This window comes from Vibrio sp. Isolate34 (assembly GCF_022397915.1).
In the GTDB taxonomy this organism is placed as follows: Bacteria; Pseudomonadota; Gammaproteobacteria; order Enterobacterales; family Vibrionaceae; genus Vibrio.
Genome location: NZ_JAKEUO010000026.1, coordinates 13,358 through 30,583 on the forward strand (window position 1 = coordinate 13,358; position 17,226 = coordinate 30,583).

The following is a 17,226-nucleotide window of genomic DNA, read 5'->3' on the forward strand; positions in this document are numbered from 1 at the left end:
CAGGGAGCGAATTGCTCCCTTTTTTAGACCTATGAAAACATATTTTATATCAGATCTTCACCTTGCTCCGGCACGACAAGACATCACTGACTGCTTCCTAACCTTTATGAAGAATGAAGCGGTAGAGGCGGATGCACTTTATGTGTTAGGCGACCTTTTCGAATTCTGGATTGGTGACGACGATAAGAGTGAGTTCGCAACTTCTATCCGTCAAGCGTTTATCGATTTGGTAAAAACTGGCGTACCTTGCTACTTCACTCAAGGTAACCGTGATTTCCTTGTCGGCAAAAAATTTGCCAAGCAAACTGGCGTGAAACTGCTAGACGAAGTATCGACAATCGATATCTACGGCCAAAAAGCGGTTGTGTTGCATGGTGATACCCTATGTACCGAAGATGTAAAGTATCTCGCCTTCAGAGAAAAAGTACATCAACCATGGCTTCAATGGGTCTTCAATAGAATTCCATTTTTCATCAAGAAGAAGATCGTCTCGAAGGTTCAATCTGATATCAAAGATGACAAGCAGACTAAGTCTCTCGACATCATGGATGTGACACAGCAAGAGGTCGAGAACGTGATGGCGAAAAACAGTGTCGACCTTATGATCCACGGTCATACGCATCGGCCGAACGTCCATACGTTTGATGCTAATAATTGCACTAAAACGCGTATCGTACTTGGTGATTGGTATACGCAAGGCTCAGTGTTGGTGTTCACTCCGCAAAGTTTTGAACTACAGAATCGAGCGTTTAGCAATAGCTTTCAACATCAATCTTAAACTTTCACTTTGATTATGATTGTCGGTCAGACTTTCTTAGATTGTGTATGGTAATTTTCACTGAATTAGCTATGATCTTTGTATCAAAAGTAAACCGAACACAATACCAGATTGAAATATTCATACGTAGCGCGTCAACCAATACTCGATACAGATAAGAAAACCATAGGTTACGAGTTGCTATTCAGGGATGGTCCTAAGAACACTTTCCCTGAAGTAGAGCCGGATCTCGCTACTAGCCGCTTGCTTTCCGACCACTTCTTATCGACCCACTATAATACGTTGGGTGATAAACTCGGGTTCGTGAACTTTCCTTATGTAAGCCTGATTAACTTGGTCCCTACCCTCTTTCCAAAAGAAAGCCTCGTTGTTGAGGTTCTTGAAGACTGCGAACCAACAGACGAACTACTGGAAGCCATTAAATCCATCTACGATGCGGGCTATACCATCGCATTGGATGACTTTGTGCCTAGTAAAGCGTGGAAGCGTTTCTTACCTTACGTCTCGATCATCAAATTTGATATTCGTTTAATCCCAATTGCAAAAGCTTCGATGTTCATGAACTCTCTCAAAGGGTTAAATATCAAGTTCCTTGCAGAAAAGGTTGAGACTTACGATGAGTACCAAGAAGCAAGCCAAGCTGGATTCTCCTATTTCCAAGGCTATTTCTTCAGTAAGCCGGAAATGATTCAAACTCGCGCGCTCAACCCTGCATTTTTGACCATTGTCCAGCTGTTGAAAGAGATCGCTAACGATCCTATCGACTTTAGTGAAGTAGAGCGCCTGATCACTCTGGATGTAACGTTGTCTTATAAGTTACTTGCTTACGTGAACTCTGCAGGCGGTTCAGCAACGACCATTCGTTCATTCCGCCAAGCACTTATTTTTCTAGGCGAGCAAAAGCTACGTAAGTTCGTTTCACTTGTAGCGATAGCTTCGGCAAAAGAAGATAAGCCAGATTCACTCTACGGTTTAGCGGTATTACGCGCACGTCAATGTGAGCTCTTAGTTGAGAAGATGAATGTGAAGGTTGAGCCCGGACAAGCCTTTTTGACCGGTATGTTCTCGCTACTGGATTCACTGTTTGATCAACCGTTGAAGCAAGTGCTGGACTCAGTGCCGATTGATGACGCGATTAAACAGGCTCTTATCCAACGCAAGGGCGTGTTAGGTGCCATTTTGGCTATGATTATTGCTTATGAACAAGCTCGATGGGATGAAGCAACCCGCATTCGTAAACTTCTCAAGCTCAGCGAGGCTCAATTAGGTCAAGCTTACGATGAAGCAACGACTTGGGCTCAAGAGCTGCTGTCACCCGCATTGAGGTAATTCACTTCACATAATCGCTTCAATAGAAACTAAGCTTTGGTGAGCGCTCGTTTCTTGGTAAACTCCAACGCATTCATTTATGGCCTCTTAATAGAGGCCATTTATACAGGATTTGACTATGTCTTTATGCCCATGCGGTAGCAAAAATACTTACCAACAATGCTGCGAATCAGCGCACCTTAATCACAGTTCAGTGGAAACACCTGAGCAATTGATGCGCTCACGTTATTCAGCGCACGTGTTGGGGTTAGTTGATTATGTTATTGCGACTTACCACCCTAGCTGTAATGCAGAGGCTCAAAGAGAAGGTATTGCAAAATCTATCGATAGTGATTGGGCAGGCTTAGAAGTCATTGATACCGCTGCTGGCTCACACGAGAACGAAGGTTTTGTCGAGTTTAAAGCCTACTTCAATGAAGACGGCGCGCAATACTGCATGCAAGAGCGCTCGCGTTTCGTTCGTGAAGATGGCCTTTGGTTCTATATCGATGGTGAGTTCCCAGAGCAAGAAAATGAACATGAAGAGCTAACAGATCCAGAGATTGACCCTCGGTTAAATCAAACCGTTGAGAGCTTTAAGATCGGTCGTAACGACCCATGTATTTGTGGCAGTGGTAAGAAATATAAAAAGTGCTGCGGGTAACTCGTACATCTAGGAAGTCAGATTAAGAGAAGAGACTCCTGATGTCGCTTGGGCTCCTCGCAATGACGAGGCCTAAAGATGAAGCAATACGCGCAAGAACGCTAAAAAAGCCCCGTAAACATGGTTGTTTACGGGGCTTTTATCTATCTTTTGCGTGATTCGATAAATCTAAAGAGGCTTACTTATGGCGCTCTTTAAGTTTATTCACTACGTCGTTCATCGATAGGCCTTGGTCTTGAAGAAGAACCATTAGGTGGTAAATCAAATCGGCTGATTCACACACTAATTCCGCCTTATCGCCCGACGTCGCCGCAAGCGCGACTTCAACGCCTTCTTCGCCCACTTTTTGCGAAATACGCTTGGTGCCACGGGCATATAGACTGGCAGTATAAGAAGACTCAGGATCTGCGTCCTTGCGGGCAGCCAGTAGCTGCTCAAGTTGATGAAGCCACATCATCTGGGTCTCTTCTTGCGGATCAACATCCCAACATGTGGTGTTACCCAAGTGGCACGTTGGACCAATTGGATTCACTTTTACCAACAAGGTGTCATTGTCGCAATCAAGTGACATGTTCACCAGTTGCAGAACATTACCCGAGGTCTCACCTTTCGTCCACAAACGCTCTTTAGTGCGTGAGAAAAAGGTTACTTGACCCGTTTCACCCGTTTTCTCAAGTGCTGCTGGGTTCATGTATCCCATCATCAACACTTGGCTCGATTGGTAATCTTGAACAATAGCTGGCACTAAGCCATCTACTTTTTCCCAGTTAATACGCTCTGATAATGCGCCTACTGCTGCTTTTGATAAGCTTGCGGTTTCAAAACTCATAGTCGCACCTCTACATCTTGTTGTTTTAAGTACTGTTTAAGTTCACCAATATTGATGACTTGCTTGTGGAATACCGAAGCCGCTAATGCTCCGTCCACGTTGGTCTTTTTGTAGGCTTCAGCAAAGTGCTCCATCGCACCTGCGCCACCAGAGGCAATCAAAGGCACGTTACACACTTCGCGAACCATGTTGAGTTGCTCGATGTCGTAACCGTTACGAACGCCATCTTGGTTCATCATGTTTAATACAATCTCACCGGCGCCACGCTTCTGTACTTCCTGCACCCAATCTTTGGTTTCCCATTTGGTCGCTTTAGTACGCGCTTCATCACCAGTAAATTGGTAAACCTGATACTTGCCTGTTTCTTTGTCGAAGTATGAGTCGATACCAACAACGATACACTGAACGCCGAATTTATCAGCAAGGTCAGTGATCAGTTGAGGGTTAGCCAATGCAGGCGAGTTGATCGATACTTTATCCGCACCAAACTCAAGAATGCGCGCTGCATCTTCTGCTGATTTAATGCCACCAGCGACACAGAAAGGAATATCAATCACTTCTGCGACACGCTTGACCCAGCTCTTGTCGACGACACGGCCATCGCTCGATGCCGTGATATCGTAAAATACCAATTCATCAGCGCCCTCTTCCGCGTAGCGCTGTGCTAACGGAACGATGTCGCCAATGATTTCGTGGTTACGGAACTGAACGCCCTTGACCACTTGTCCGTCACGGACATCCAAACAAGGGATTATTCGCTTTGCCAACATGCAAATGCCTCCTCTGCGGTAAACTTGCCATCAAGTAACGCTCGACCCACAATCACACCAGCAACACCGCTGCCTTTTAGAGCTTCGATGTCTGCTAGGCTGCCGATACCACCCGATGATTGGAATTGAACCTGTGGGTACTGTTTACAAAGGTCAACGTAAAGCTCTACGTTTGATCCTTCTAGCGTGCCATCACGTGAAATGTCGGTACACAGAACGTGTTTAAGACCCACAGTTAGGTAGTCTTCAATCAGCGCTTCAATCGTCACGCCTGAATCTTCTTGCCAACCTGAAATCGCCACTTTACGTGTGCCGCTTTCGTCGATATTGATATCCAGTGCCAGTACAATTTTCTCAGCGCCGTATTTTTCCATCCAACCTTTCACAAGCTCAGGCTGCTTAACTGCCGTTGAGCCTACAACTACGCGCTGCGCGCCAGCTTCAAGTAGGTCGACCACATCTTGCTCATTACGAACACCACCACCAATTTGGATATTGGCAGGCGTACTAGCAAGTAGCTTTGCGATTAGGTCAAGTTGACGAGCGGTTGTGTCTTTTGCACCCGTTAAGTCAACGAGGTGAAGCCAACCTGCGCCAGCTTGGTGATACAGGTTAAACTGCTCTGCAGGGTCTACTTTGTATTCTGTTACTTGCCCGTAATCACCTTGGAATAAGCGAACTACTTGGCCTTCAATTAAATCTAATGCGGGAATAATCATTTACATTCCTTATATGGCAACGTTGGCCGCTGCCTAATCCTTATTACAATTCCAAGAAGTTCTGAATCAGCTTAGAGCCGGCTTTTGAAGAACGCTCTGGGTGGAACTGAACACCATAATAGTTGCCACTTTGCACCGCCGCTGTGAACGGGTTACCGTAATCACATTGTGCGATTGTGTAGTCACCCACTGGCATTGCGAAGCTGTGAACGAAGTAGAAGTACTCGCCTTCTTCAATGTCTTTAAACAAAGGGTGGTTAGGTGTCGAAGTTACTGTGTTCCAACCCATGTGTGGTAGTGGTAAATCACCTGTTTCAAGTAAACGCACTTCACCATCACACAAGCCTAAACATTCAACTAACTCGTCAGCCTTTTGGCCTTTCTCTTGAGACAGTTTGCCTAACAGCTGCATACCTAAACAGATTCCCAGTAGAGGCTTCTCTACTTGCTTCACAAGGCTAACAAGGTCACGCTCTTGCAGGTTCTTCATAGCCTCACTTGCTGTACCTACACCGGGTAGGAATAGCTTGTCGGCAGCAAGAACAACTTCTGGTTCTTTTGAAATTTCAACTGCGTAGCCCAGACGTTCAATCGCAAACTTCACCGATGAAACATTGGCACAACCAGTATCAATAATAACTACTTTCTGCTTTTTCATACCGATCCCTTACAGAACGCCTTTGCTGCTTGGTAACTCATTACCTTCAACTTTGATTGCTTGGCGAAGAGTACGGCCAAACGCTTTAAACAGGCTCTCAATGATGTGGTGATCATTATTGCCATCAGAAGAAAGGTGTAGCGTACAAGCCAGTGTGTCGGTTAGAGAGCGGAAGAAGTGAACCACCATCTCAGTTGAAAGATCACCCACTTGTTCACGGCTGAATTTCGCATCGAACTTCAGGTATGGGCGACCAGAAAGGTCTAACGCACACTGAGCCAAACACTCATCCATTGGCAGGCTAAAACCAAAACGGCCAATACCACGTTTGTCGCCTAGCGCATCTTTCAGAGCTTGGCCTAACGCAAGTGCTGTGTCTTCAACTGTGTGGTGGTCATCAATGTGTAAGTCGCCTTTCACAGTTAGGTTCATTTGGAAACCACCGTGTGTCGCGATTTGATCAAGCATGTGGTCGAAGAAACCCATACCTGTATCAATCTTATTACCACCGGTTTCATCAAGGTTTACGGCTACCTTAATATCGGTTTCTTTTGTCGTACGAACCACTTCAGCAACGCGAGCGTTAACCGTCAGATCTTTAACGATCTGTGGCCAGTTAAGCGTGCCTTCCGTTTCTGCGTCCGGGCCATATTGAATACCGCGGATTGCCATGTTCTCAGCAAGTTGCAGGTCAGTTAATCGATCGCCAATCACAACAGAGTGTTGGAAGTCGACTTTACCGCCCTGTAGGTATTCTTTAACCATACCCAACTTAGGCTTACGGCAAGAGCAATTGTCTTCGTCAAAGTGAGGACAAATAAGCACGTCATCAAACTTAACGCCTTGAGATTCGAAGAATTCCATCATCATGTTGTGTGGCGCGTCGAAATCTTCTTGAGGATAGCTATCGGTACCTAGGCCGTCTTGGTTAGTTACCATTACTAGACGGTAGCCAGCATCTTGCAGTGCAAGCAAGCTAGGAATAACTAGCGGTTCAAATTTTAGCTTGTCTAAACGGTCTACTTGAAAGTCGACTGGCGGCTCAACAATTAAGGTGCCATCGCGGTCTATAAAAAGTATTTTCTGTTGTTTACTCACTTGAACTTCCTTTTAATTTTAAATCTGGTGGCCTAGCTAAAATCAAACGCTAACCCAAAATATTGGTTTCATTTGTCAGTCGACGTTTAATCAACTCAAGACTGACAAATGTTATTACTGGTAAGCCTTTCGTTACTGAAAAAAGTTACGAATGAATCCAAGTGTCTTTTCGCACTCTTCGCGGTTACCAATACTAATGCGAACACAGTCTTCGATTGGCGAGTTACGTAAAATAATGCCACTGTCCCATGCTGCTTTAAATAGTTCGTCACCGTTAGGGAATTTAACCAATAGGTAGTTACCCCAACCATCAAAAACCGTCACTTGAGGCAAGCCCAATAAACCGGCTTGTAGATAAGCGCGGTTCGCACTTAAATCCAGAACTTGAAACTTCGCTCTCGCAAGGCCTTGTTCTGAAAGCGCTTGAACGGCGATATCAGCCACAGGGATTGGCACTGGGTATGGCGCAATCACTTTCAACAATACATCGATAAGCTCTTGGTTCGCCAACGTAAAGCCACAGCGTAGTCCAGCCAATGCAAAAGCTTTAGACAAGGTACGCAGAATCGCTAGGTTCGGGTATTGTGCAAGCAGATCAACAGTTGATGCTTCAGGACAGAAATCAATATACGCTTCGTCCATCACTACAATCGCTTTGTCTTGAGTCATTTCAAGTAGCTTGATGATGTCTTTACGATTAACCAAATTACCAGTTGGGTTATTTGGGCTACAAACAAACACCACTTTCACATTGTCTAGTTGCGCTTCAATCGCAGGAAGGTCGAGTTGCCATTCCGCAGTTAGAGGCACGACTTTACGCTCAACACCGATCGTCTCTGCACTGATTGCGTACATACCATAAGTGGGTGGGCAGTAAAGAATAGCGTCTTCGTTCGGCTCACAGAAAGCACGAATCAATAACTCAATACCTTCATCAGCACCGCGAGTCGTCAGTGTTTGCTCTGGTTTCACACCTGCATATTGTGCGTAAGCGTCAATCAACTCTTTAGGCTGACATTCGCTGTAGCGATTAAGACGAGACAGGTTTAGGTTGTACTCGTTATCAAACGGAGATTCGTTGGCGTTTAGCCATACATCACCCGTGCCGCCAATGCGTCTTGCAGACAAGTAAGGTGTTAGAGCCTGAACTTGTTTTCTTGCTAACTTTTCCATGCCCTACCCTTATTTCGCTTTATTTAACTTTTCAACTCGGATAGTCACAGCGCGTTTGTGTGCATCCAAGCCTTCGGCTTCCGCCATTGTTACTACAGTTGGCGCTAGGCCTTTCAAACCATCGGCTGTTAGCTCTTGTACCGTCATGCGCTTAGAGAAGTCAGCCAAACCTAGGCTTGAATACGTCTTAGTGTAACCGTAAGTCGGTAATACGTGGTTTGTACCAGACGCATAGTCGCCTGCAGATTCTGGAGACCAGTCACCAAGGAAGATTGAGCCTGCATTGTCTAACAATGGCAGCAGTTCACGTGGGTTCTTGGTTTGAACAATCAAGTGCTCAGGACCGTAGAAGTTCGAAATCGCAATCGCTTGAGTGATCGATTCAGCAATGATAATTAAGCTTGAAGCCAATGCTTGCTGAGCGATGTTCGCACGAGACAACTCTTTCAGTTGTTTCTGAACCGCCTCTGTTACTTGGTCAGCAATCACTGGAGATGGCGTTACTAAGACCACTTGAGAGTCAGGGCCGTGTTCAGCTTGGCTCAACAAGTCCGCTGCAATGAAGTCGGCATCAGCCGTTTCATCAGCAATCACTAACACTTCAGATGGGCCGGCTGGCATATCAATCGCCGCACCGCGGAAGTCATTACTCACTTGGCGCTTCGCTTCCGTTACGTAGGCATTACCTGGGCCGAAGATCTTATCGACTTTAGCAACGCTTTCCGTACCGTAAGCCATCGCAGCAACCGCTTGACCACCACCAACGTTGTAAACTTCATCGATCTTACAAAGCTTCGCGACATACAAGATTTCGTCAGCGATTGGTGGAGGCGAACAAAGCACAACCTTACGACAACCTGCGATTTGAGCGGGAACACCTAACATAAGAACCGTTGACGGAAGCGGCGCACTGCCACCCGGGATGTACAGACCAACCGTGTTAATTGCACGTGTCACTTGCTCACACACAACACCTGGTTGCGTCTCAACCTTAATTGGCTGGGGTTTCTGAGCTTCATGGAACTTAGCAATATTGCTGTAAGCTTGTTCTAATGCCTGTTTCATTTCTGGAGTTAAACGAGCGCTCGCTTCTTCAATCTCATCCGAGCTCACTCGAATTGATTTTGGAGTCACGCGGTCAAACTTCTCAGTCAGTTCTTTAAGCGCGGCATCGCCCTCATTTCGTACTTTTGCAATAACATCAGAAACTGTCGCTGTGATGTTTGCACCTTCAGTAATAGCGGGACGCTCTAATACCGAGTCTTGCTGTGATTCACTTAAAGATTGCCAAACAACGGTTCTCATCGTCATTACCCCATCATTTTTTCGATTGGTAGTACTAGAATCGAGCTTGCGCCTAACTCTTTCAGCTGTTCCATCGTTTCCCAGAACAAATTCTCTGTACTTACTAGGTGAACAGCAACTTTATCTTTGTCCGTCGATAGTGGAAGAACCGTTGGATCTTCAGCACCAGGCAGTAGTGCTTTGATTTGCTCCAGCTGAGAAGTTGGCGCGTGTAGCATGATGTACTTCGACTCTTTCGCTTGTTGAACACCCTGCATACGAGTCAGTAGCTTTTCAATCAATGCTGTTTTGTCTGCGTCGAATTCACCAGTACGTTGAATCAAGGTCGCTTTAGATTGGAAAATCACTTCCGCTTCTTTTAGGCCGTTTGCCTCTAGTGTCGCACCAGTAGAAACCAAGTCCGCGATTGCATCTGCAAGGCCAGCGCGAGGAGCTACTTCAACCGAGCCTGTTAGCATACAAGTGCTGAAATCAACACCCTGCTCGTCCATGTAGGCTTTAAGTAGTTGTGGGTAGGTTGTCGCAATACGTTTGCCCGCTAAGTCTTGTGGGCCGTTGTATTCTTCGTCTTTATTAATAGCGATTGAAAGGCGGCAACCACCGAAGTCTAAACGACGTAGTGTGCGGAACTCTGAAGGCTCTTTAAGAGCAACACGATCTAGACGAACTTCTTCTAGTTCATTTTCACCGATGAAACCAAGGTCAACTACCCCATCCATGATAAGACCTGGGATGTCGTCATCACGAACGAGTAACAAGTCGATTGGCATATTTAGTGAGTGAACCACTAGGCGCTCACCCATGATGTTAAATTTAACACCACATTTTTTAAGTAGGTCTTGGCACTCTTTACTTAAGCGACCTTTCTTTTGAATTGCGATTCTTAGGCGTTGTGTCTGCATTGCTGTATCCCTGTGCAAATATTTGAATTTATTGATTATTTAAAAGCGCTAAAACTAAAAAACCCTCGGGGACTTTGTCATCCCGAGGGTTTAAATCTAAATTCTTTTGACTTAACCTCCGGGAGTAATCTTGCTCCCGGGTATACGCAAATCTCCCCGAAAGACTAGATAGGGTGATGATGGTGATGAATGTTCATTACTAATTTACGCATACTTATCAGCTCTTAGGTTGTTTGCTGTCTTGTCTCCACACTAACTAAGCTGACATCCTTTTTCAACCATTTATTCGAACTTTTTTCACGAAACTTAAAATTAAATTAACAGGCACAAAAAAGGGAGGCAAACGCCTCCCTGATAGTTTACTGATTAACTTTCAGTTTTAGCTGTTGCACGTCGCCATTTTGCAGCGAGAGAAGTAAGCCAATGCAAAACATACAGCAACAAACGTTAGAGACGCTGCGCCAAATGCGATGCCAATTGAAGATGTCATACCTAGAGTGATGAAACCAATGCACGATACAAACGCTACAGACAACGCGTATGGAAGCTGAGTCGATACGTGGTCGATGTGGTTACAACGAGCACCAGTAGAAGACAGAATCGTCGTATCTGAGATTGGAGAACAGTGGTCGCCAAATACTGCACCCGCTAGAACCGCACTTAGCATAGGAAGAATCAGTGCGATATCCGATGCTGCTGCCATGTCACCCGCGATTGGTAGCATGATGCCGAATGTACCCCAAGATGTACCTGTAGAGAACGCCATAACGCCCGCTAGAAGGAACAACATAACCGGTAGCCAGTGGTAATCAATGCTGCCTGTTACTAGAGACGATAGGTAAGAACCCGTTTTCATATCGCCGATTACAGAACCGATAGTCCATGCGAACACAAGAATCAGAATCGCGCCAAACATAGAGCTAGCACCGATCCACATTGTTCTTGCGATATCAGCCATAGACAGCTTTTGCTTGAATACTGTCGCTAGTGCTACTAGTAAACCGATAACACCACCGTAAACAAGAGACTTACCTACATCAGTATTTTCGAATGCACCTAGAAGGTTGAATGCTTGACCATCAGCAGCCAGCGCTTGGCCGCCAGTGTAAAGCATCGCTGCAACCGTCGCGACGATCAATGAAACGATCGGCATGATTAGGTCAGAAACAGAACCGTTCTCGCTCTCTTCGATATCTAGCTCTTCATTTAGATCGTGAGCTTGTTGGCTGTCATTGTCACCTTCAAAGCCACGACCTTGAGATGCTTCGATTTCATGCTCACGCATCTTACCAACATCTAGACCGAACCACGCCACTGCGAACACCATAAGAAGTGCAAATACCGCATAGAAGTTCATTGGAATTAGACGAACGTAAGCGCCGAGAGCTGAATACTCAGTCACACCGTGTGTTACTAGGATGCCACCGATAATAGTAATGATGTAAGCACCCCAACTAGAAGCAGGCATGATCACACACATTGGCGCTGCAGTAGAATCAAGAATATAAGCTAGCTTAGCGCGAGATACGTAGAAACGGTCTGTAACAGGACGAGAGATTGCACCTACCGCCAAGCTGTTGAAGTAATCATCCACAAAGATGAATACGCCTAAGAAAGCTGCAAGCAGTTTAGAACCACGTTTGCTTTTAACGCGAGACTGAGCCCATTCAGCGAATGCGCGAGTACCACCAGATAGTGTTAATAGCGCCGTTGTCATTCCCAAGATAATTAGGAAAGCAATGATACTCATGTTCCAAGTGTTGATACCGCCATCTTCAATGAAAACACCAGATGCTTTAGTAAATACGTAGCTAGCGGCATTACTCACTGAGTAATCAGCAAGTAAGATGGCACCCATAACAATACCGACACCCAGAGAAACCAATACACGGCGGGTAACGATAGCAAGGCTCAAAGCCACAAGTGGCGGAAGCAAAGATAAAGGAGATGTTGCAAAATCTATTAAATTCATGATCTTCAAAAACCAGTTTTTTATTTGGCTAGAGATCTACTGCAGACAAACTTGATACAGATGACCAAGTTCATGTTGAACTAAGCGAAAGGGAAGTGAACACTTCACCCAACCCTACAGTAGCGCTCCATAGTTTAAAATTAAGACTATGGCAGTGTTGTACCTATTGAGCACAACCCCAGCAAATTGCTTAGATATACAATTTACTTCGGCAATTACACCTTTCATCTTCGTTCATTGGCATCACCCCAACGAAAACTACTTTTTATAATTGCACCTCTACGTGCGACAACATTATTAACCACTTAAACAATAGTTTAACAAATGATTAACTAAAACATCGCATCAGGTAGCCGCAATTGTACCCATCAAGAGCAACAATGCAACATATCATTCCAAGAAAAGTAGCTTTTTATTTATGAACTAATCAACAAAAGAATAGTCAACATAGTGGAATTACTCCACCAGTCACATATCAGATTTTAAGATAGTCTTAATATCTATTATAAATGCAATAGAAAGGAGCATGGGAATTTTCAACTATTCATCTCACTTTTATATTTAAATATGTAATAAAAGAAATACTGTTTGTTTTATTCCCAAGCTCTGTTTATTATTAGGTGGATTATTTAGTTTACCTTGATGGAAAATATCATGTCTGAATTAACAAAAACTCTATTAAATATCCGTAGCCTTCGCGCATTCTCACGTGAATTAACTCTTGAGCAACTAGAAGAAGCGCTAGACAAGCTAACTATTGTTGTACAAGAGCGTCAAGAGTCTGAAGCTGAAGAACGTGCTGCTAAAGCAGAACAAGAAGCTAAGCTTTCTGCTATCGCTGAACAAATTGCAAAAGACGGAATTGATGTTGCAGATCTTATTGCAGCTCTTTCTGGCGAAGCAAAATCTAAAACAACTAAAGCTAAACGCGCTCCTCGCCCAGCGAAATACAAATACGTAGACGCAAACGGCAACGAGAAAACTTGGACAGGTCAAGGCCGTACGCCTTCAGCTATCCAAGAACAGCTAGATGCTGGTAAATCTCTAGAAGAGTTTGCTATCTAAGTTAAGCGTTCAGTTTGCTGAGTGGGTAATCAATTACACTCTTAGCAATAGAATTAATATTTAAGTCGACCAAAGTATTATTTACGGCTTCAATATATTCAGAAACAAAAAGGCTCCTTTCGGAGCCTTTTTTATATTTTGTTACCCTTTAATGTTCTTTATAAACACAGATGCGCATTTGATAAACACATACGCATTGGATAAACAAAGTCTCTTATCTTTCCCAGTACGCTTCTTCTAGGCTATCTTCTCTTTCAGGAAGACCACGAGATAAACGTGGAGAGTGTTGAACCAACACTTCATAGCTAGCACGGTTTGAATATTTACAAACTTGTGAGAAAGAAGAATAGGTCAAAAATGAATGTTGGTGCTTACTTGAGTTTGGCACGTTTTCTTTGTGGTACTTATTCGCAGCCATATCATGTAATAAAGCTGATAAAGCTGCATCACCTGCACCATTCGTATTTTTGATTTTTTCCGGACCACCCATGTATGGCGCAATATGCGAATACACTTTAGTTGGGTTTTCACATAACTCTTTATGTGCAGGACGGCTAAATTCAAAACGGTTAAATTCAGCAATTGAACCTGGAAGTAGAGGCAGCGATGTTTCACGCTTCGCTGCGTCTTCCGTGTAACCCGCCATGAATAGGCCAACAGGGCCAGCAGTACATAGAACTAAGTCCACCCACTCTAGCGCTTTATCTGATGCAGCCAGCGGATCGCTTTCACCGGTTAGGGCTTCTGCTTCGTCTTCGTTCATTGCAACAACCGTTACGTGCTGCTCTAAGAAGTCTTTCCAGAATTCAGGGTCGTCTTGAATAACGAACTTAGTACCTAGTGTTAAAACAACAGGCACATCATATTTCTTCGCGTATTCGATCGCTTTCATTGTTGCTTCAGGCATAGGATCGCCAGGCTTACAACGAACTAAATAAGCGGTTAATACTAAAGCAGAAGCACTTTTGAAGATCTTTTCAGGAATGCTTTCTGGTTTTAGTTGGTTCATTTGTCCTTCGCTAATTGCGAAAGTACGTTCACCATCTTCTGTAATTAATGCAAAGCAGCGACCAATTGCGCCATCTACCCCTTGTAAATGGTTCAGATCCATTCTGCTTGATGTATTACATAAATAACGGTAACCATAGCTACCAATCTTAATATCTTGGCTCATTACACCTAATAGTGTTGAACGGTCGTCCGCCAATACTGAATAGTTGTGTAGTGTATTACCAATTGTGCCACCAGCGTATTCATTGGTAATCAGGCACTGTTCTTTTAATTCTTGATATAAAGATTCAGCGGCTTCGTCACCAATAACTAGTGAATGTCCCTTACTTAAACCGTACTTCTCAATAAGTTCAGAACTCACTTTTGCTTCAATATCCACCAAAGTTTGGTCAATACCGATAATATGAGTGCGTGACATTCTTTTACTGCTTTGAGCTTGGCTCACTAGAGGATCACGAGCGTGAACCGGAAAGTAGTGCTTTGATTTACGTTGTCCAGGGAATTTCATAGGGCTAGTCTAAGTCAAGGGGAAATAGGTGGCGGATTCTACCGCGCTATATTTAACGCGGCAATCTTTCAAACTATAGCAAACGTTTGCTAGAGTATTTTTTTATTCGCCTTCCATAAAGCTTAAATCAGGCAGCATGCCCAAATGCTCGGCGTAACGCTTTTGATTAAACTCAGCGCCGTTTTTCATAACATCAAATACTTCGATAGCCAATGCACATGCCATTGCAGCAATCGCCTCTTCACGAGGAGTGCCTGTCATCATTAAGCGCATTAGCGTCTCTTTTACTTTTACAGGTTCGCCATCTTCAAGCTGATTTTCAATAATCTCGATCAGCTCTTCTTCTTGCATAAATTCATTTTGTTCAGACATTTTTTTATCTCAGGTCTTGGATTTCGAGCGACTATGCCACATATACTTCTGACATCCTAGCGACTCACCTCGCTCTCATGCGATTCTCTAACAAAGTCAGCGCACTATTTGTGCAAATGAAACTGTGATTCCGGTCTCGGATCTGTCACGGCGTTTCTCTTTCTGTTAGAATCTGCGACCAAGTAATAGTAACGGTGTTTAGACATGTCAGATATCAGCTCTGGAAACAGCGAAAAGAAAGTAATTGTCGGTATGTCCGGCGGTGTAGATTCGTCAGTATCGGCGTATCTTCTTCAGCAACAAGGCTATCAGGTAGAAGGCCTTTTCATGAAAAACTGGGAAGAAGACGATAACGAAGAATACTGCACGGCAGCTGAAGATCTTGCTGATGCTCAAGCGGTATGTGACAAACTAGGTATCCACCTTCACACCATTAACTTTGCTGCAGAATACTGGGACAACGTCTTTGAATACTTCCTTGAAGAATACAAAGCAGGTCGTACGCCTAACCCAGATATCCTTTGTAACAAAGAAATCAAATTCAAAGCATTCTTAGAGTTTGCTGATGAAGTACTAGACGCAGACTACATCGCGATGGGTCACTACGTTCGTCGTACTTTCCCAACTCAAGAAGAACTTGATGCTGGCGTAAAACCAGAAATGCTACGTGGCCTAGACAGCAACAAAGACCAGAGCTATTTCCTATACACGCTAAGCTCAGATCAAGTAGCACGCAGCCTATTCCCTGTCGGTGAACTAGAGAAGCCTGAAGTTCGACGCATTGCTGAAGAGCAAGACTTGATCACCGCGAAGAAAAAAGACTCTACAGGTATCTGCTTTATTGGTGAGCGTAAATTCACTGAATTCCTAGGCAAATACCTACCAGCACAACCGGGTAACATCGAAACGCCAGAAGGCCAAGTGATTGGTCAACACCAAGGCTTGATGTACCACACACTAGGTCAACGTAAAGGCCTACATATCGGCGGCACAAAAGGCGGCGGCGGTAATGAAGAACCATGGTTTGTTGGTGAAAAAGACCTTAAGCGTAATGTACTTATCGCAGTACAAGGTAAAGACCACCCTCTTCTGAAATCAGAAGGTTTGATCGCATCTCAACTTCATTGGGTAAATCGCACACCAATTACTGAAGTTATGACATGCACGGTAAAAACACGTTACCGTCAAACAGATATTCCTTGTACAATCATCCCAATTGATGATGAGAACATTAAGGTTATTTTTGATGACCCACAAATCGCTGTGACCCCAGGTCAATCTGCAGTGTTCTACCAAGGCGAAGTATGTCTTGGTGGTGGTATCATCGAAAAGCGCATCTAATCAATCAAACGACAAACGATAGAAGACAACTAGGAGTTACTACGTGGCTAATACACTTTATGACCGTACTATTGCTTTCGCCGGAATTTGCCAAGCTGTGGCTTTGGTTCAACAAGTAGCGAAAGACGGCCATTGTGATAAAGATGCCTTCGAAGCTTCACTCAGTGCCATTTTAAATACCAACCCAGCGAATACCGTGGGCGTATTTGGACGTGAAGCGAACCTAAAGCTTGGCCTTGAGTGCTTAGTAAAAGGTATCGATAGTACTCCAGCAGGTAGCGATATCACGCGTTACATAATCAGCTTGATGGCGCTTGAGCGTAAGCTGTCTTCTCGCAACGACTCTATGTCTCAGCTTAGCGACCGCATTCAAACTGCAGAACGCCAAACTGAACACTTTGATCTGTTTGACGAGCAAATGATCAGCAACCTTGCAAGTATCTACCTTGATGTTGTCAGCCCTATCGGCCCACGCATTCAGGTTTCTGGTACACCGTCTGTACTTCAACAGACATCGAGCCAACATAAGGTTCGCGCACTGCTTCTATCAGGGATTCGAAGCGCTGTGTTATGGCGTCAAGTTGGCGGCAAACGTCGCCACCTTATCTTCGGTCGCAAGAAGATGATCGAGCAGGCTCAAATCCTACTAGCTCGAATGTGATTTATTAGCTCGCGCCTCGTCGCGAGCTTGTTTTTTGTATCAACACAACTCTCACGCAAACGATTGCGCAATGTGCGTGACAATTGAGATTG

17 protein-coding genes, 1 riboswitch and 1 other annotated feature are annotated in these 17,226 nt (G+C 44.4%); of the genes, 6 read left to right on the top strand and 11 right to left on the bottom strand.

All coding sequences use genetic code 11. The annotated features are described in order from the left end of the window. Window positions 1–31: 31 nt before the first annotated feature. The 3 genes from lpxH (at window position 32) to L1D22_RS20215 (ending at window position 2,750) form a co-directional block, all read left to right on the top strand. On the top strand, window positions 32–778 hold the full coding sequence (gene lpxH, locus L1D22_RS20205) for a UDP-2,3-diacylglucosamine diphosphatase (RefSeq protein ID WP_239831020.1): 747 nt from the start codon (window positions 32–34) through the stop codon (window positions 776–778). A gap of 111 nt (window positions 779–889) precedes the next feature. Then, window positions 890–2,107, top strand: a complete 1,218-nt coding sequence (locus L1D22_RS20210; RefSeq protein WP_239831021.1) for an EAL domain-containing protein — start codon at window positions 890–892, stop codon at window positions 2,105–2,107. A 118-nt stretch (window positions 2,108–2,225) separates the two neighbouring features. Beyond that, window positions 2,226–2,750, top strand: coding sequence for a YchJ family protein (locus L1D22_RS20215; RefSeq protein WP_239831023.1), 525 nt, complete (start codon window positions 2,226–2,228; stop codon window positions 2,748–2,750). A 178-nt stretch (window positions 2,751–2,928) separates the two neighbouring features. Here L1D22_RS20215 and hisIE read toward each other — a convergent pair whose 3' ends face one another. The 9 genes from hisIE to L1D22_RS20260 all read right to left on the bottom strand — a co-directional run bounded on the left by hisIE (window position 2,929) and on the right by L1D22_RS20260 (window position 12,176). Further along, on the bottom strand, window positions 2,929–3,579 hold the full coding sequence (gene hisIE, locus L1D22_RS20220) for a bifunctional phosphoribosyl-AMP cyclohydrolase/phosphoribosyl-ATP diphosphatase HisIE (RefSeq protein WP_239831024.1): 651 nt from the start codon (window positions 3,577–3,579) through the stop codon (window positions 2,929–2,931). After that, complete coding sequence (gene hisF, locus L1D22_RS20225; RefSeq protein ID WP_017630683.1) at window positions 3,576–4,349, bottom strand: imidazole glycerol phosphate synthase subunit HisF; 774 nt, start codon at window positions 4,347–4,349, stop codon at window positions 3,576–3,578. The genes hisIE and hisF overlap by 4 nt, the downstream gene beginning before the upstream one ends. Further along, complete coding sequence (hisA, locus tag L1D22_RS20230; protein WP_012604374.1) at window positions 4,331–5,068, bottom strand: 1-(5-phosphoribosyl)-5-[(5-phosphoribosylamino)methylideneamino]imidazole-4-carboxamide isomerase; 738 nt, start codon at window positions 5,066–5,068, stop codon at window positions 4,331–4,333. Before hisA ends, hisF begins: the two co-directional genes overlap by 19 nt. A 43-nt stretch (window positions 5,069–5,111) precedes the next feature. Beyond that, window positions 5,112–5,726: an imidazole glycerol phosphate synthase subunit HisH gene (hisH, locus tag L1D22_RS20235; protein WP_239831025.1), complete on the bottom strand. Its 615-nt coding sequence runs from the start codon at window positions 5,724–5,726 to the stop codon at window positions 5,112–5,114. A gap of 9 nt (window positions 5,727–5,735) precedes the next feature. After that, window positions 5,736–6,824: a bifunctional histidinol-phosphatase/imidazoleglycerol-phosphate dehydratase HisB gene (gene hisB / locus L1D22_RS20240; protein WP_239831026.1), complete on the bottom strand. Its 1,089-nt coding sequence runs from the start codon at window positions 6,822–6,824 to the stop codon at window positions 5,736–5,738. Between the two features lie 132 nt (window positions 6,825–6,956). Beyond that, window positions 6,957–7,997: a histidinol-phosphate transaminase gene (gene hisC, locus L1D22_RS20245; RefSeq protein WP_017630679.1), complete on the bottom strand. Its 1,041-nt coding sequence runs from the start codon at window positions 7,995–7,997 to the stop codon at window positions 6,957–6,959. A gap of 9 nt (window positions 7,998–8,006) precedes the next feature. Next, window positions 8,007–9,308 (bottom strand): histidinol dehydrogenase, encoded by a 1,302-nt coding sequence (hisD, locus tag L1D22_RS20250; protein ID WP_239831027.1) that lies wholly within the window; start codon window positions 9,306–9,308, stop codon window positions 8,007–8,009. After that, window positions 9,308–10,204 carry an ATP phosphoribosyltransferase gene (hisG, locus tag L1D22_RS20255; RefSeq protein ID WP_239831028.1) on the bottom strand — a complete coding sequence of 299 codons (897 nt, stop codon included), beginning with the start codon at window positions 10,202–10,204 and terminating at the stop codon, window positions 9,308–9,310. Before hisG ends, hisD begins: the two co-directional genes overlap by 1 nt. A 53-nt stretch (window positions 10,205–10,257) precedes the next feature. After that, window positions 10,258–10,393: a sequence feature (His leader region), on the bottom strand. Between the two features lie 190 nt (window positions 10,394–10,583). Continuing rightward, window positions 10,584–12,176 (bottom strand): Na+/H+ antiporter NhaC family protein, encoded by a 1,593-nt coding sequence (locus tag L1D22_RS20260; protein ID WP_239831029.1) that lies wholly within the window; start codon window positions 12,174–12,176, stop codon window positions 10,584–10,586. 112 nt (window positions 12,177–12,288) lie between these two features. Further along, a riboswitch (Lysine riboswitch) is annotated at window positions 12,289–12,466 on the bottom strand. A 364-nt stretch (window positions 12,467–12,830) separates the two neighbouring features. Here L1D22_RS20260 and L1D22_RS20265 point away from each other — a divergent pair. Next, window positions 12,831–13,241: an H-NS family nucleoid-associated regulatory protein gene (locus tag L1D22_RS20265; RefSeq protein WP_017057063.1), complete on the top strand. Its 411-nt coding sequence runs from the start codon at window positions 12,831–12,833 to the stop codon at window positions 13,239–13,241. 214 nt (window positions 13,242–13,455) lie between these two features. On the opposite strand, the gene L1D22_RS20270 is transcribed toward L1D22_RS20265, so the two are convergent. Both L1D22_RS20270 and L1D22_RS20275 read right to left on the bottom strand, forming a co-directional pair. Then, window positions 13,456–14,760, bottom strand: a complete 1,305-nt coding sequence (locus L1D22_RS20270; protein ID WP_017631378.1) for an inosine/guanosine kinase — start codon at window positions 14,758–14,760, stop codon at window positions 13,456–13,458. A gap of 102 nt (window positions 14,761–14,862) precedes the next feature. Next, the gene (locus L1D22_RS20275; RefSeq protein WP_010439986.1) at window positions 14,863–15,132 is read right to left on the bottom strand and encodes a hypothetical protein; all 270 of its coding nucleotides are present in this window, start codon (window positions 15,130–15,132) and stop codon (window positions 14,863–14,865) included. Window positions 15,133–15,336: 204 nt separating this feature from the next. Between L1D22_RS20275 and mnmA the strand changes: the two genes are divergently transcribed. Further along, window positions 15,337–16,473 carry a tRNA 2-thiouridine(34) synthase MnmA gene (gene mnmA / locus L1D22_RS20280; RefSeq protein ID WP_017631376.1) on the top strand — a complete coding sequence of 379 codons (1,137 nt, stop codon included), beginning with the start codon at window positions 15,337–15,339 and terminating at the stop codon, window positions 16,471–16,473. A 43-nt stretch (window positions 16,474–16,516) separates the two neighbouring features. Then, window positions 16,517–17,134 carry a high frequency lysogenization protein HflD gene (gene hflD, locus L1D22_RS20285; protein ID WP_239831030.1) on the top strand — a complete coding sequence of 206 codons (618 nt, stop codon included), beginning with the start codon at window positions 16,517–16,519 and terminating at the stop codon, window positions 17,132–17,134. The last annotated feature ends 92 nt before the right edge of the window (window positions 17,135–17,226 follow it).